The sequence below is a fragment of the Allohahella marinimesophila genome (genome assembly GCF_039538005.1).
Taxonomy (GTDB): Bacteria; Pseudomonadota; Gammaproteobacteria; order Pseudomonadales; family Oleiphilaceae; genus Allohahella; species Allohahella marinimesophila.
This window is the reverse complement of record NZ_BAABBO010000009.1, coordinates 530548-544779: the sequence shown is the minus strand read 5'-3', so window position 1 is coordinate 544779 and position 14232 is coordinate 530548. Positions and strand designations below refer to the sequence as shown.

General features: G+C 56.6%; 14 protein-coding genes. 5 read left to right on the top strand and 9 right to left on the bottom strand.

Features of this window, described 5'->3' with window-relative positions:
• Window positions 1–120: 120 nt before the first annotated feature.
• The 9 genes from ABD735_RS11140 to gshB form a co-directional block, all read right to left on the bottom strand.
• Window positions 121–2250 (bottom strand): TRAP transporter large permease subunit, encoded by a 2130-nt coding sequence (locus tag ABD735_RS11140; RefSeq protein WP_344806329.1) that lies wholly within the window; start codon window positions 2248–2250, stop codon window positions 121–123.
• A 24-nt stretch (window positions 2251–2274) separates the two neighbouring features.
• Window positions 2275–3315 (bottom strand): hypothetical protein, encoded by a 1041-nt coding sequence (locus tag ABD735_RS11135; protein WP_344806327.1) that lies wholly within the window; start codon window positions 3313–3315, stop codon window positions 2275–2277.
• A 144-nt stretch (window positions 3316–3459) separates the two neighbouring features.
• On the bottom strand, window positions 3460–3846 hold the full coding sequence (locus tag ABD735_RS11130; protein WP_344806325.1) for a ComEA family DNA-binding protein: 387 nt from the start codon (window positions 3844–3846) through the stop codon (window positions 3460–3462).
• An 82-nt stretch (window positions 3847–3928) separates the two neighbouring features.
• Window positions 3929–5266 (bottom strand): dihydroorotase, encoded by a 1338-nt coding sequence (locus ABD735_RS11125; protein ID WP_344806323.1) that lies wholly within the window; start codon window positions 5264–5266, stop codon window positions 3929–3931.
• A complete protein-coding gene (locus tag ABD735_RS11120; RefSeq protein WP_344806321.1) occupies window positions 5259–6266 on the bottom strand; it encodes an aspartate carbamoyltransferase catalytic subunit in 1008 nt (335 codons plus the stop codon). Before ABD735_RS11120 ends, ABD735_RS11125 begins: the two co-directional genes overlap by 8 nt.
• Before the next feature lie 14 nt (window positions 6267–6280).
• Window positions 6281–6889, bottom strand: coding sequence for a bifunctional pyr operon transcriptional regulator/uracil phosphoribosyltransferase PyrR (gene pyrR / locus ABD735_RS11115; RefSeq protein WP_344806319.1), 609 nt, complete (start codon window positions 6887–6889; stop codon window positions 6281–6283).
• Between the two features lie 32 nt (window positions 6890–6921).
• On the bottom strand, window positions 6922–7332 hold the full coding sequence (gene ruvX, locus ABD735_RS11110) for a Holliday junction resolvase RuvX (RefSeq protein WP_344806317.1): 411 nt from the start codon (window positions 7330–7332) through the stop codon (window positions 6922–6924).
• Window positions 7329–8204, bottom strand: a complete 876-nt coding sequence (locus ABD735_RS11105; RefSeq protein ID WP_344806315.1) for a TonB family protein — start codon at window positions 8202–8204, stop codon at window positions 7329–7331. Before ABD735_RS11105 ends, ruvX begins: the two co-directional genes overlap by 4 nt.
• 48 nt (window positions 8205–8252) lie before the next feature.
• Window positions 8253–9212: a glutathione synthase gene (gshB, locus tag ABD735_RS11100; protein WP_344806313.1), complete on the bottom strand. Its 960-nt coding sequence runs from the start codon at window positions 9210–9212 to the stop codon at window positions 8253–8255.
• 446 nt (window positions 9213–9658) lie between these two features.
• Here gshB and pilG point away from each other — a divergent pair, with 446 nt between their 5' ends.
• The 5 genes from pilG to ABD735_RS11075 all read left to right on the top strand — a co-directional run bounded on the left by pilG (window position 9659) and on the right by ABD735_RS11075 (window position 14223).
• On the top strand, window positions 9659–10042 hold the full coding sequence (pilG, locus tag ABD735_RS11095) for a twitching motility response regulator PilG (RefSeq protein WP_344806311.1): 384 nt from the start codon (window positions 9659–9661) through the stop codon (window positions 10040–10042).
• A gap of 85 nt (window positions 10043–10127) precedes the next feature.
• Window positions 10128–10490, top strand: a complete 363-nt coding sequence (gene pilH / locus ABD735_RS11090) for a twitching motility response regulator PilH (RefSeq protein WP_344806309.1) — start codon at window positions 10128–10130, stop codon at window positions 10488–10490.
• A gap of 12 nt (window positions 10491–10502) precedes the next feature.
• Complete coding sequence (locus ABD735_RS11085) at window positions 10503–11054, top strand: chemotaxis protein CheW (RefSeq protein ID WP_344806307.1); 552 nt, start codon at window positions 10503–10505, stop codon at window positions 11052–11054.
• Window positions 11055–11149: 95 nt separating this feature from the next.
• Window positions 11150–13258 (top strand): methyl-accepting chemotaxis protein, encoded by a 2109-nt coding sequence (locus tag ABD735_RS11080; RefSeq protein WP_344806305.1) that lies wholly within the window; start codon window positions 11150–11152, stop codon window positions 13256–13258.
• Between the two features lie 68 nt (window positions 13259–13326).
• A complete protein-coding gene (locus ABD735_RS11075; RefSeq protein WP_344806303.1) occupies window positions 13327–14223 on the top strand; it encodes a CheR family methyltransferase in 897 nt (298 codons plus the stop codon).
• Window positions 14224–14232 lie beyond the last annotated feature (9 nt).

The window sequence follows — 14232 nt, the reverse complement described above, 5'->3', positions numbered from 1 at the left end:
TGGGCTTAACTGACTGGCATTAGATCTGATGATCGGCTTTTTTTTGGCTGGTAGAACCAGAAGAGCTTGAACCGTGGCCATCAGCCTGCCATCTGTCTCAATGGCAGGCTGATGACTGCGCTAGTAGTAGTCGAACACCAACGGTCCGAAGGCTACGATAATCAGCGCCGTTCCCATCACCACCAGCGGCATGAGGATTCGCTCATGCCGCTGGTAGAAGGTATGGCCTTCCTGCGACGCCAGGCGGACCTCAGCCTCACCGACCACCTGCCTCGTCAACAGGTGGTTCAAGGCCACAGGCGGACTCAGATAGCCGAGCTCGAAGGCCACCAGCGTCACCATCCAGAAGTGAATCGGGTCGATGCCATTCTGGTAGGCAACATTGGAGATTGTCACACTCACGAGAATGACAGCACCGTACGGATCCATCACCATGCCGATGATGACCAGTATACCGACCAGCAGAAGCATGACTGTCCATGGGCTGGCGAAATCAGTCGGGAACATGTCCATCAGATGCGACCGCTCGATCACACCACCGATACTCACCGACAGGCCCATCAGGAACAGCAGGGCACCAATGTGCACCGTCGTCTCGTTGGTTGCCCAGCGAAGTGAACGTTCGAACCCGGGTTTGTTCCTTTCCTCATAGGAGGACAGACCTGCAGGATGTGCAGCTGCCATCTCACGTCGCTCGCGTCTCGCCACGGTAAAGTGCTCGTAGACCAGGATGGCCAACATCATGACCGGCAATATTCTTGGCGCCGAGAACTCATCCAGCTGAACATCCAGTACCAGTGCGTAGAAATAGACCGTACCAACGACCAACAAGGCGTAAGGAATTATTGGCTTCAGATTACGCATCATCGCAGGGAAGGCTTTGCGAGGTGACTCGATGCTCAGTTTGCTTTGACGATTGAGTGTCAGTGACGCCAGGGCAAACAGCACCAGCGTGAGGAAGAAGACTTTCACGCCCTCGCCAAACAACTGGTCAGTCGTCACCTCACGGTTGAGGTAGGCAATGATGACCACCAGCAGACATGGCCTCAGTACCACACCGAGGCTGCCCGACATGGCGGTGGCTGCAAGCGCCAGTTGCCGTCTTGCACCCGCTTTCCGCAACTCCAGGTAGATGACCGAACCGGCTGCGATGACGAAGATACCAGACGCACCGGTATAGGCAGTCGGGATCGCGGCAACACCGATGGCCACGACAGCCAGCAGCTCGGGAGGCATCTTCCACGGATGAAACACGTTGAAGACCAGTGCCGCCAGCTTGGTTTCCTTCAGCATCATACCGATCCAGACGTACAGACCGACGTTGAGGAACATATCGGACAGATCCATCATCTTGTCGAGATAGATACCGACACCAGCCGCATGACCACCCAGAAGGAAGTACGTGCCCGAAATCAGACACATCGTGGTGTACAGCGGCACCGACAGCATGGCATGACCAAAATTTCCGCCAGGCTCAGCATCTGCAGGTATACGGAAGATCTGAATACCACTGATGACTACCAGAACGGCGAAACCAATGATCCACGTGAGGTGGATGATCTCCTTCGCCATCGCCACGTTCGCATTGTTGCCATGGACGAGATCGCGGAAAGACCAGGCAGACAACAGCAGCATGCAGTTGGCTGCAAACTGGAGTATCGAAGATACCCGATGATCCAGTCGCGACTCCATGGGACGCATCGAAATGTGATGCCGTCTGAAGGTCGCTGTAGCCGCACAGATCACCACCAGAAAGGCGAGGATGAAGCGCTGGGACGTCAATCCAAAGGCAATGAGATCGCCAATGAAGAGCTCCACAGAGCGGAAGGCTCTCACACCAGGGGTGATGCGATCTTTGGTCGCTTCGTAGCGCTCATGCTTGAATTGACAGGCCTCTACCGAGTTGACGACAGAGGCGCGGATAACTTCCGGATCGACAGGCTCGGCTTCGAAGAGCACCAGATCGTCCGCGTCATCTATCGCCCGCTCGGCAACAATACGATCGACTTCCGCATCGATATCCCGGTCAACACTACAGGTTGGCGCTACGGGATCCGAGCGCAACTCGTAGTAACCGTCCCAGGTACTTTGACCAATTCGAAGGATCTGATTATGAATGTCACTACTGGTCGTGAAGATCACGACCAGCAACAACATCAGGCAGGCCGGCAGTGACGAGATCCACTCAGTGGGGCTGCGATGCGCGATCTGCGGTGAGGTACCACTCAGGGTACTGCTTGACTCATTCATCTTGATTGCAATCCGTTGCTAAAGCTAAAGAATGTCATCGAGGTTGATGACTTCACCGGCCGGTTCGGCTTTCTCGTCCCAGAAGGTTCCCAGTCCACCAATCGGTGTGCGGTGACCCGTCGCCTGAGTCCAGAGCTTGTCAGACAGCGCTGTCAGCATGGTCGTGGAGAGTTCGTCAAGGAACAGATACTGTTCATTCGACTCGCGACGCTCTTTCGATTTCACATGCTGCTTGATGACTTCACGCACGAGCTCATCCTTGCCCTTGCCGTAAGCCGCAGTCGCCTGGAGAACGTGTGCAACGCGAACGCCGCCTTTCTCACCTTTCTTCACCGCGATTTCAAGCCGCTTGAACGCATCCTCGCCTTCCGGCTGTGCGCCAGGCAGCAGTGCCCAGACAGTTGCCTGCAGTGCCGATGGAATGCCGAACCACTTGTCATCGTCCAGACAGGTGGCCGAGCGGCCGACCTTGGCTGCAATATTCTTGGGAATACCGAGACCTGAGGTAGAAGCGATCTCGTTATTGAGCGACAGCAGACCTGCCAACAGACCATTCATGTAAACGATCTCGTCGATCTCGTTGTCGAGATCAGGACATTCCCCACCGGTCTCACCGTATTCTTTGACCAGATACTGGTAAGCCAGATAGCTTCGCTTTGCGGCAACGATATTCAGACGCTTCTGGGTGATCATGGCGTCTTCGGCTTCCATGGCGTTCTGGTTCTTGATCGCCCGGATATAACGAAGCTCCTGATCAAGCGCTGCGCCTTCGGCACAAACACCGGCAGCACCGTAGACCATGACCGCCATCTTGTTTGGCTCGTCCCGCACACGACCGAAAGAGAGCAGTAGCGGCGCCAGCGCTTCGGATGAGGCGCAGTTCATGCCAACGTCGTCAGTACCGAGGATAAACGGAACCTGATGCTCTTCGGCGAAATTCACCATGACATCGCCAGTGGTTTTATACATGGCATTACGGACGACGCCGCAGCCAATCATTGAAACAGCCAGTATGGCGAGCACGCCGATACGAACTGCTGAGCACAGGTATTGTGAAGTACCCACGGTAGATCCCCCTAAGGTCGTTGCATATGTTTTTTATGGCGATTCTTATTGTTTGAGACGTCGTGACGACGCCCCGCGGACGATGCCGCCGCACAGTATGCAGTAAACAGTTACCCTAGGCTGAGATCAGGAGCACAAAAGCACTCAGACTGTGATGCGCCCCCCAAGTTCGGCAAGAAGTTCACCAGTGATGCCTGGCACTCTTGTCAGCTCCGAGGTGGACGCGTAGGGGCGCATCTCCAGAATTTTCTGCGCTGTAGCCTTGCCCACCTTGGGCAGCGATCGTAGCTCTTCTATTGTGGAACTATTGAGATTGATCACCGAGTCGTGGCTGGCGGCTACGTTCGATGGAATGGCCCGCTCTGGCTGTGCAGCCTGCAGCAGTGACGACAGGTCGTCGAGGCGCTTTTCTATGGCCACGATTTCATATTGCAGCGCCGTCTGCTTGTCCAGTGCATCGGTCGTGTTTCTGCAGATGTTCCAGAGCAGCCAGGTAATGATTGCCAGAAGTATGAAGCTGAAAAATCCCACGGTTGTTTCTCCAAGAGTGAATGATATTAAAAATGTCAGAATTAAGGTGGCAGTATTGTCGGGTCACGTTGGTAACAGGCGTTCAGACACCGTCAAGCTGATACAGGATACGGCCATCGACGATGGTGGCGATGACCCGACCAGACAGGGCCTGGCCGAGCCAGGGGCAGTTCTTTCCCTTCGAATATAGTTCGCCAGCCTGCGGTCTCCATTCTGCATCAGTATCCACCAATACGAGGTCAGGCGGAACGGCGGCATTCGTCGACGCATCGCCGAGCACACGGCGGGGACCACTGCTGAGGGCTGCTATCCACGTCTCGGGTCGTAATTCGCCTGCAGCGCTCAGCCCCATCAGGAGCGGAACGGCCACCTCCAGCAGTGACATTCCAGGCTGGGCCTCGGCGAAGGGGGCCAGCTTGGAAGCCTCGTCGACTGGCTCGTGATGCGTAGTGATCGCGTCGATAACACCGTCTTCCAGGCCCTTGAGTAAAGCAAGACGATCGGCTTCCGACCGCAGCGGCGGCTGCACGCGAAACACCGGGTTGAAGCTGGCGACACAGCGGTCGTTGAGCAGAAGATTGGCCAGCGCCACGTCTGCGGTGACGGCCAATCCGCGCTGCTTCGCGGCGGCGATCATCTCGACCGAACGGCCACAGGAAATCTGGCTCAGGTGCAGGCGGACACCGGTATCCTCGGCGAGAATGAGCAGGCTGGAGACAGCGAGAGTCTCTGCCACTTCAGGTACACCGGGCAAACCGATCTTGCTACTGAGATCGCTTTCGCTGGCCACGCCATAGGCGCCCAGCGCTGCATCTTCCGGCACGGCCAACACACAGATGTCGTGAGAGCGGGCGTATTCGAAACAACGGCGGAGTACCAGACTGTTCTTCACCGGCGCCCGCAGATTCGTCACGGCCACGCAGCCGGCCTGCTTGAGTGCGCACATGTCAGCGAGCACATCGCCGCCAAGCCCTGCAGTCATGGCGGCTATCGGCAGCACCTTGATGAGGCCCGCCAGTCCTGCCTGTTCGAGAATGAGCCTGGTCACGGCCGGGCTGTCATTGACCGGATCCGTACTCGGCGGACAACACACCGTAGTGAAGCCACCTGCCAGCGCCGCTCGACTTTCGCTGTCAATCGTCCCCTGGTGCTCGAAACCAGGCTCACGAAAGGCAGAACTGAGATCAATCAGGCCCGGCAGTAGCCAGTATTCATGCTGGCTGTCTTCTGTCAGTCCGAACGCAGGCGCTTCGAGCAGTTCCGGTACATGCAGTGACGCGATTTCGGCCAGATGATCATCGTGCCAGACCCTGACACGCTGCAGCTGCAGCCCGGTCTCGATGCTCGCTGCTCTGATGCTGTCCGGGGCCGAACGAACTACGGCATCGCTGCCACGCTTTCTGAAAATTGCCTTATTCACCGGATGCCACTCTCCTCGCGTTGATCTGCCCACTCATGACCATCGACAGGACCGCCATTCGTACGGCAATGCCGTTGGTCACCTGCTCGAGTATCACCGAGCGGCTAGAGTCCGCCACGGCAGACTCGATCTCGACGCCACGGTTGATAGGGCCAGGATGCATGATGATCGCGTCGTCTTTCGCAGTCTCCAGCTTGTCCGTCGTGAGGCCATACAGCGAATAGAATTCGTGCTCGCTCGGCAGCAAAGAGCCAGACATTCGTTCTTTCTGAAGCCGAAGCGTGATGATGACATCGGCGCCGTCGAGGCCTTCTGACATTCTATTGCAGCGTCTGACGCCAAACGATTCGACCGCCATGGGCAGCAGTGTGTCGGGCCCTACCACACGAATATCTTTCACACCCAGTGCCTTGAGCGCTGCTATCTCGGAGCGCGCCACGCGTGAGTGAAGAATGTCGCCGATGATCGCTACAGACAGTGAAGGAAAATCCGGTTTGTACTGACGAATGGTCAGCATGTCGAGCAGTGCCTGTGTTGGATGGGCATGCTGACCATCGCCTGCATTGACGATCGCGACTTCGGGCGTGACTTCTCGCGCTATAAAATGGGCCGCGCCACTGCTGGCATGCCGCACCACGAACATATCGATAGCCATCGCTTCGAGATTGCGCAGCATGTCGCTGAGTGATTCACCCTTACTGGTGGCTGAACTGCTGATATTGATATTGAGCACGTCCGCCGAAAGCCGCTTGGCAGCGAGTTCGAACGTCGTTCGGGTTCTGGTGCTGGGCTCGAAGAACAAGGTGGCTACTGTCTTGCCGCGCAGAAGCGGTACTTTCTTGATCGAACGTGATCCCACTTCTATAAAGCTTTCGGCAGTATCGAGCACCTGGCTGATCAGTTCGCCGCTCAAACCATCCAGCGTCAGAAGATGCTTGAGTTCGCCAGCATCATTCAGCTGCAGGCGCTCGTAATGGGCAGCTTCGGCTTCTGCAAACAAGGGCGGTCTCCTGACTATTTGTTTCGGGACGGGGCGGTCTCTGTAGCACTGTCGGAATGTGGACCGACAATTTCGAGACGCAGATTCGGGTCTTTTCGCAGCTTGACCCGACGGCTGTCTGGAAGCTGCACACGCATCGCGGCGAGATCCGGCTGCACCGGTAATTCCCGCTGACCAGCGTCGCACAAGCATACCAGCGTTATACTGGCCGGTCTGCCGAAATCGAACAGCTCGTTCATCGCTGCGCGAATCGTTCTGCCACTGCGAATGACGTCGTCGACGAGTAGTATGTGGCGCTCATCGATCGAAAAGGACAGCGAGGAAGGCGAGACCTTCGGGTGCAGGCCAATGCGCGTGAAATCGTCGCGGTAGAAGGCTATGTTCAGTGCGCCGATGGCGGCATCGGCCAGTTCGGAACTGAGTCTCCCCTGAGCCCCCAGCGCTTCGGCCACCCATAGGCCACCGGTGCGAATGCCGACCAGCAGCGTGTCGGCCAGTGCGATATTTCTGTCAGCCAGCAGCTGGCGTACGCCAGCATCCAGTCTGCTGATGCCGTCCGCAACATCGTAGCTGGCAACGTGGTCCGGCTCGATAAAGACCGGCTCTGGAATCCTTTGGCTCATGGCAGTCGCTTCTAGTGGAAGTGGCTGCCATATTAATGGCTCGCGACCTGCGCTGCCAGCCAGTTTTCGATCAGGAGAGCAGCAACAGCAGAATCAACGAGCTCACTGCGGCCAGCACCAGCAGACTGACGCACATCGAAGCTGGACAATCGCTCGTCCACCATGTGCACGGGGAGATTGAATCTGTGCTGAATTCTCCGGGCGAACTTACGCGCGCGAAGGCACATTTCGCTGACGCTGCCATCCATATTCAGGGGGTCGCCGACTACGATCACATCAGGCTGCCACTCTTCGATCAGCTTCGTGACAAGATTCCAGTCGGGGATTCCATCACGGGCCGCCAGTTCAGGCAGAGCCTGCGCCTGGCCAGTGACGCTCTGGCCGCTTGCCACGCCGATATGCCGGGTACCGAAATCAAAACCGATTACCCTGAGCTGGCTCAACTCGAACTGATCTCTTCCCGGAAGTCGAAGGTCCGGATGATTTCCAGGATGTCAGTTTCCTGTCGCATGGCTTCACTGAATGGCGCAAAGGGCGACGCCATCTTCACGATGCGCAGAACTGTATCGTCCAGCACCTTGTGCCCTGAAGATTCGAGAATTTCCACGGCGAGCAGTTCGCCATCAGCCTGTATCGATGTCAGTACACGCACCCTGCCCTCGAGATTGCGACGCCGCGCTTCGGCCGGATAGTTCAGATTGCCGAGGCGCTCCAGCTTCCGCCGCCAGGCGTCCATATAAAAGGCGCTCGGACTCTGGCGCGTGGAAGCAGAGGTAATCCGGGTGACCCTCGGACGCTTCGCATAGGCATTCTGCTGCTCTGCCAACTTGGCTTCGAGACTGGCTATTTCACGGCTGCGCCGGAGCAGGTCGCTCGTATTCAGCCGCGGCTCAGGCTCAGCTTCAGTTTGCTCTGGCTCTTCGGGCACTGGTGGTGCCGGAGTATCGGACCGGGTGCTGGTGACCAGCTGTGTAGTCTCCACTGCTGGCTGCGTCTCTTCGGCGGGGGGCTGCGCCGCGACATCGACCTCACGCAGCTCTTCGGCGCGAACCTCTGGTGGCCTGGTCGTGGTCAGTTCGCGCTTTTCCTCGAGCGTTCCGCTCCCCTGCTGATTGGCCTGTGCGAGAAAATCGGCTTCCTCCGGGGGCGTGGCACTGTCGTCGAACTGAGCCAGCGTGACTTCAACCGTCTTCGGGATTGGCAGGCGCTTGTGTGCATCGAAGGAGACCAGCAGAACCACAGCGGCATGCAGGATCACGACGATGAACAGACAGAAGCTCAGTCTGTCCGCCGGTTTTACATTTCCGTTTCGCAAAGCCTTGTCTGCTCCTCATAACCGGCCACTACAGCGTGGCAGGCTACTCTAGCTGCCGGTGCCTCGCAGGCACCCCAGCAGAAATTCAATATAGTCACCTGCGATATCAGAACCCGTTGCCCGGTCGATTTCTCGAACACAGGTTGGGCTCGTCACGTTTATTTCGGTCAATGACTCGCCGATGACGTCGATACCCACGAAGTGTAGTTGCTTTTCCTTCAACGTTGGCCCTACTCGACGACAGATCTCCAGATCACGCTCGGTGAGCGGCCTGACTTCACCCGAGCCGCCCGCAGCCAGATTGCCACGATGTTCACCTTTTACCGGAATTCTGGCCAGTCCATGCGCGACGGGTTCGCCGTTGATCAGCAGGATTCGCTTGTCACCCTGGGCGATCTCAGGAAGATAACGCTGGGCCATGACGGCCGTCTGCCCCTGCGCCGTCATGAGCTCCAGTATCACGCCGATGTTCTCGCCATCCTTGCGTACCCGGAAAATCGACCGCCCACCCATGCCATCGAGCGGCTTGATGATAATGTCGTGATGTTCGGCATGAAAGCTTCGGATCTGCTCAGCCGAACTCGATACCAGCGTGGGCGGGCAGAGATCCGGAAACTCGACGGCAAACAGTTTCTCGTTACAATCGCGCACACTCTGTTGCCGATTCGATACAAGAACACCCTGCTGCTCTGCAAGACTCAGGAGATGGCTTGCTGTAAGGTAGCCGACGTCTACAGGGGGGTCGATCCGGTTGAGAATGAGGTCGAAATGCGAAGCCTCGTTAGACTCGATTTCGCCCAGATCGTACCAGTGCCGCGCGTCATCGTATACTGTGACCGGCCGGCTGCTGATGAGAGGCTTGCCCGAGTCGACCGACAGGTCCTGCTGCCGAATATAGTGAACCTGCAGGCCGCGCTTCTGGGCAGCGAGCATCATGGCCAGGGTCGTATCCTTGGCCGGCTTGATCCCTTGGATGGGATCCATGAGAACACCTAGACGAATTGTCATTTCTATTGCCACCACGCCTTATCAGGTTTTGTACTATGCTTTCAGGCACAGGCTCCAGGAGAGCGGAGGACTTTGCCGGAAGATGGCAGAATCCTGCTGCGGAGTCAGGGCTGCCAGAGTACAACCAAACAGCCCCCGGTGCCATGCGAAAACGACGGCTGCCTCCTGATGCAGGAGACAGTCGAGACGCCGCAAACACGTGATCGGCTTCACAAGGCAGCATCGGTTTACAGGCTAGGGTGTTATATCTGGTCTTGCCAGATAACGTGGTCTATAACTAGTAGCGACGGGGTTTTACGGCGTTACCTTGAGTTACCATTGTAATCGCATGTTACAAAACACTATTATCGGTTCAAGTAGGCGTATACCGGGCCTGCTTGGCAGCGCATCCGGATGGCCCGGCTTGGCGCAGCAATTCGTTCGGCTAACAGCACAGGCTGATTAAGATGGAAGACAATTTCGAGAATCTTAAAATCATGGTCATTGATGACAGCAAGACCATTCGCAGGACAGCCGAAACCCTGCTGAAGAAGGTGGGCTGCGAAGTCATTACTGCCATCGACGGATTCGATGCACTGGCCAAGATTGCCGACACCAAGCCTGACATCATTTTTGTGGACATCATGATGCCACGCCTCGATGGGTACCAGACCTGCGCGCTTATAAAGAACAACAGCGCTTTCAAGTCGACGCCTGTCATCATGCTGTCGAGCAAGGATGGTCTCTTTGATAAAGCAAAGGGCCGTATCGTCGGTTCCGACCAGTACCTCACAAAGCCATTCAGTAAAGACGAATTGCTCGGCACCATTCGCGAATATGTCAAGGCCTGATCGGATGGTTCAACCCCTCCGAATAGAACACTTTATTTTTCTTCAGCTCATCAGCTGGAATTGATTGCCTCACAAGGGGGAAAGCATGGCTCGCATTCTGATCGTAGATGATTCTCCAACCGAAGTCCGCAAGATTTCAAGCATTCTGGAGCGTCATAATCATCAGGTATTGAAAGCAGACAACGGCGCCGAAGGCGTGGCAGTTGCACGGGCCGAAAAGCCAGACCTGGTACTGATGGATGTCGTCATGCCCGGACTCAACGGTTTCCAGGCAACACGGCAACTGACACGAGGTGACGAAACCAAGAATATTCCAGTGGTTATCGTAACGACCAAAGACCAGGAAACAGACCGCGTCTGGGGCACCAGACAGGGCGCCCGTGGTTATCTCGTCAAGCCGGTGAATGAGGATGACCTCATCAATACCATCAACCAGTTGATCAAGTAGCGATTGCTGGCGATGACTACCATGGACACCATTGCGCCATTCGAGCTGCTTCGGAAGCTCGAATCCCGCAGCAAGCAGACCGCCATTGGTCTACCCGAACAGGCCGAGGCCGTTCAACTCTGGAACGGCGTCGGCTTTTCGCTGGCAGGCCTGCGTTTCGTGGTGGCCATGGGCGAAGTGGTCGAGATACTTCATTTGCCCAAGGCGACCCAGGTTCCCGGTGTAAAAAGCTGGATGCATGGTGTGGCCAACGTTCGCGGACGTCTTCTGCCCGTCATGGACCTGGGACAATTCTTCAAGCTACCCGCTCAATCGCGGGCGATGCGGGAGAAGCGGGTACTGATCATCGAGCAGGACGACTTTTTCAGTGGCCTGATCGTCGACGGTGTACTCGGCATGCAGTACTTTCCGGTGACGAGCCATACCACTGCAACATCCGGACTCACCGATAGCGTGCAGCGTTGTGTTTCGGGCAGCTATGTCCGCGACGACACGCACTGGCACGTTTTCGAAACTTCCGCTCTGCTCGCTGACTCATCCTTCGTCGAGATCGCTTCTGGCTAGACAGATGCGGAAGCGCTCTTTGATTACAGACAGTTTTGAACATCGATTACACACACTGATATTACACACTGAACAGGCACGGCTGGGGAACTGACATGATTGCAATCGCCGGAAAGACAACGGGGCAAGGCTCCAATCCATTGCTTTTGCTGATGTACGGCGTGGTCATCGCAGCCGTTATCGCACTGGTATACGTTCTGATCACGCTCAACAAGAACGCGGTCAACGACAAGACCTATATCGCCTACGCGTCGGAGTTGCGGGTACTGTCGCAGGAGATTGCGAAAAACGCCTCTGAAGCAGCGGACGGCAAGGCGGAAGCCTTCCAGTTGCTCGGCCGCTCACGTGACGATTTCCAGCAACTCTGGGACTACCTGGTCCAGGGCAATCCTGAAATTGAACTGCCTCCGGTTGATGATGAGCAGATGAATCAGGTGGGTCAGCTGTGGACCAGCGTTCGTAACGACGCCGACGTCATTCTGGCATCGGAAGAAGTCGTTCTGCTGCTGCACAATGTTGCACTCACGCTGAACGACACTATCCCCCAGCTGCAGGTTGAATACGACGACGTCGTTCAGATCCTGCTCGAGACTGATGCACCTGCCGAGCAGATCGCCGTGGCCACGCGCCAGTCCTTGCTGGCAGAGCGTATCGTGCGAAGCGTCAACCGAGTACTTGAAGGTGGTGTCGACGCTGTCACGGCTGCGGACCGCTTCGGGCGCGACGTGAACCTCTTCGGTCGTGTACTGAACGGCATGGTTGAAGGCAACCCGATCATGGGTATCACGGCGGTAGAAGACGAAGATGCCATCTTCGGTCTTGAAGCCATCGCCGAGCTCTTCGAGTTCGTCAACGAGAACGTTGATACCATCCTCGAAACCTCACCTGAATTGTTCCGCGTTCGTGAAGCTGCCAACAACATCTTCCAGAACTCACAGGCATTGCTGAACGAAACATCTGAGCTGAACCAGGTGTTCCAGACCCAGGCTGATACCCGCTTCATCAGTGACGAGCTCGGCTACATCCTGCTGCTCGCCATCATCGGTGCGATGTTCGTTATCTTCTACATCGGTAACCAGGAGAACAAACGACGCTATGACAAAGAGTTCCGTCAGAACGAACAGAACCAGAATGCGATCATGCGACTGCTGGACGAACTGGCTGACCTCGCTGACGGTGACCTGACCACAGAGGCGACGGTAACCGAGGACTTCACGGGTGCGATCGCCGACTCCATCAACTTCGCGATCGACCAGATGCGCCAGCTGGTAGCGGCCATCAACGAAACAGCGGTTCGGGTTGCCGGTGCTGCCGAAGAGACACAGTCTACTGCGATGCACCTGGCCGACGCTTCCGAGCACCAGGCACAGGAAATCGCCGGTGCGTCTGCTGCGATCAACGAGATGGCGGTGTCCATCGACCAGGTATCTTCGAACGCTGCTGAATCAGCTGCGGTTGCGGAGCGGTCGGTTGCGATCGCCAAGAAGGGTGCTGAAATCGTACAGTCGACGATCCGCGGCATGGATAACATCCGTGAGCAGATCCAGGAGACTTCAAAGCGTATCAAGCGCCTGGGTGAATCATCACAGGAAATCGGTGACATCGTATCGCTGATCAACGACATCGCGGACCAGACCAACATCCTCTCGTTGAACGCTGCCATCCAGGCCTCCATGGCCGGTGACGCAGGACGAGGCTTCGCGGTTGTTGCGGACGAAGTACAGCGACTGGCCGAGCGTTCATCTGCGGCAACAAAGCAGATCGAAGCCCTGGTAAAGACAATCCAGAGCGACACCAACGAAGCCGTTATCTCGATGGAAACCACGACTTCGGAAGTGGTACGAGGCGCGCGCTTCGCACAGGACGCCGGTGTGGCACTGGAAGAGATCGAGAACGTATCGAAGTCGCTCTCCGACCTCATCCAGAACATCTCCAACGCGGCCCGTCAGCAGTCTTCATCTGCAGGCCACATCTCCAACACGATGAACGTTATCCAGGAGATCACCTCGCAGACATCTGCCGGTACCAACGCAACAGCCAAGTCGATCGGCAAGCTGGCCGAACTGGCCAACCAGCTGCGGAATTCGGTTGCGGGCTTCAAGCTGCCTGATCAGATTGGTGGTGGCGATCTCATGCCCGGTAGCGATATCGAGCTCGACGACGAGTCGGACGAACGTATGGACGAAACCGGCTCGTTTGCCTGATAGGCAAGGGTCTGCCCGCTCCGGCGGGCAGCACTGGAACCGATTGACGCATGTGCGGTTATCAAGCTGTGACTGAAAAGAAAAAAGACCAGCCGCCACGCATCGTCGAGAGCTGGAGCCTGGCCTCACTACCCCCTGTTTCGGAAACGATGCTGCAGCAATGGCGGCAGCTTATCGAAGCCAGAACAGGCATGGTGGTAGAGCCGAACAGGACAACATTTCTGCAGACCAACCTGGCCTCGCGCATGCGCGAGCTGGGGCTGAGCGATTACGCTGCCTATTACAGGCGTATTACCGAAGCACCTGACTGGATGGTCGAATGGAGCGTTCTTGTAGACAGGCTTACGGTCCAGGAGACCCGGTTCTTCCGCGATATTGATGCGCTGAGGACCGTGGAACAGTACATAGCGGAGCTGCCGCGACAGCAGTTGAGTCAGACGCCGCTAGAGGCCTGGAGCGTTGGCTGTGCCACCGGCGAAGAGGTGTACACATTGTGCATCCTCATCAACGAAGCATTGACCCAGCGTGGGCTCAAGCCGAAGTTCGGCGTGACCGGCACTGATATCAGCACACCGGCGCTGAACAAGGCGCGAACTGGCATTTATCCGGAACGACGACTGGTCGAAGTCAGGCCTGAGATACAGCAGCGCTATTTCGAACTGGTCAGACCGGGCCAATATCAGTTTGATCGGGCACTGATGAAGAAGGCGTGTTTTGTCAGGGAGAACCTGGCGGAACTGCAGAATGCCCTGCATTTCAGGATGCAGATCATTTACTGCCAGAATGTACTGATCTATTTCAAGAAGTGGCGCAGACGGGAAATACTCAGGCATCTGACTGAGCGTCTTGCACCGGGCGGCCTGCTGGTACTGGGGCTGGGTGAGCTGACCAATTGGCAGCACCCGGACCTGGAGCGGCTGTCAACAGAACACACTTTGGCTTACCGCAAGAAAAGCGGAGCCTGATGAGTATGC

Excerpts from the sequence above, each read along its gene's own strand:
- ABD735_RS11140 (WP_344806329.1), bottom strand. The coding sequence starts at position 2,250 with ATGAATGAGTCAAGCAGTACCCTGAGTGGTACCTCACCGCAGATCGCG.
- pyrR (WP_344806319.1), bottom strand. The coding sequence starts at position 6,889 with ATGAGCCAAAGGATTCCAGAGCCGGTCTTTATCGAGCCGGACCACGTT.
- gshB (WP_344806313.1), bottom strand. The coding sequence starts at position 9,212 with ATGACAATTCGTCTAGGTGTTCTCATGGATCCCATCCAAGGGATCAAG.
- pilG (WP_344806311.1), top strand. The coding sequence starts at position 9,659 with ATGGAAGACAATTTCGAGAATCTTAAAATCATGGTCATTGATGACAGC.
- pilH (WP_344806309.1), top strand. The coding sequence starts at position 10,128 with ATGGCTCGCATTCTGATCGTAGATGATTCTCCAACCGAAGTCCGCAAG.
- ABD735_RS11085 (WP_344806307.1), top strand. The coding sequence starts at position 10,503 with ATGACTACCATGGACACCATTGCGCCATTCGAGCTGCTTCGGAAGCTC.
- ABD735_RS11080 (WP_344806305.1), top strand. The coding sequence starts at position 11,150 with ATGATTGCAATCGCCGGAAAGACAACGGGGCAAGGCTCCAATCCATTG.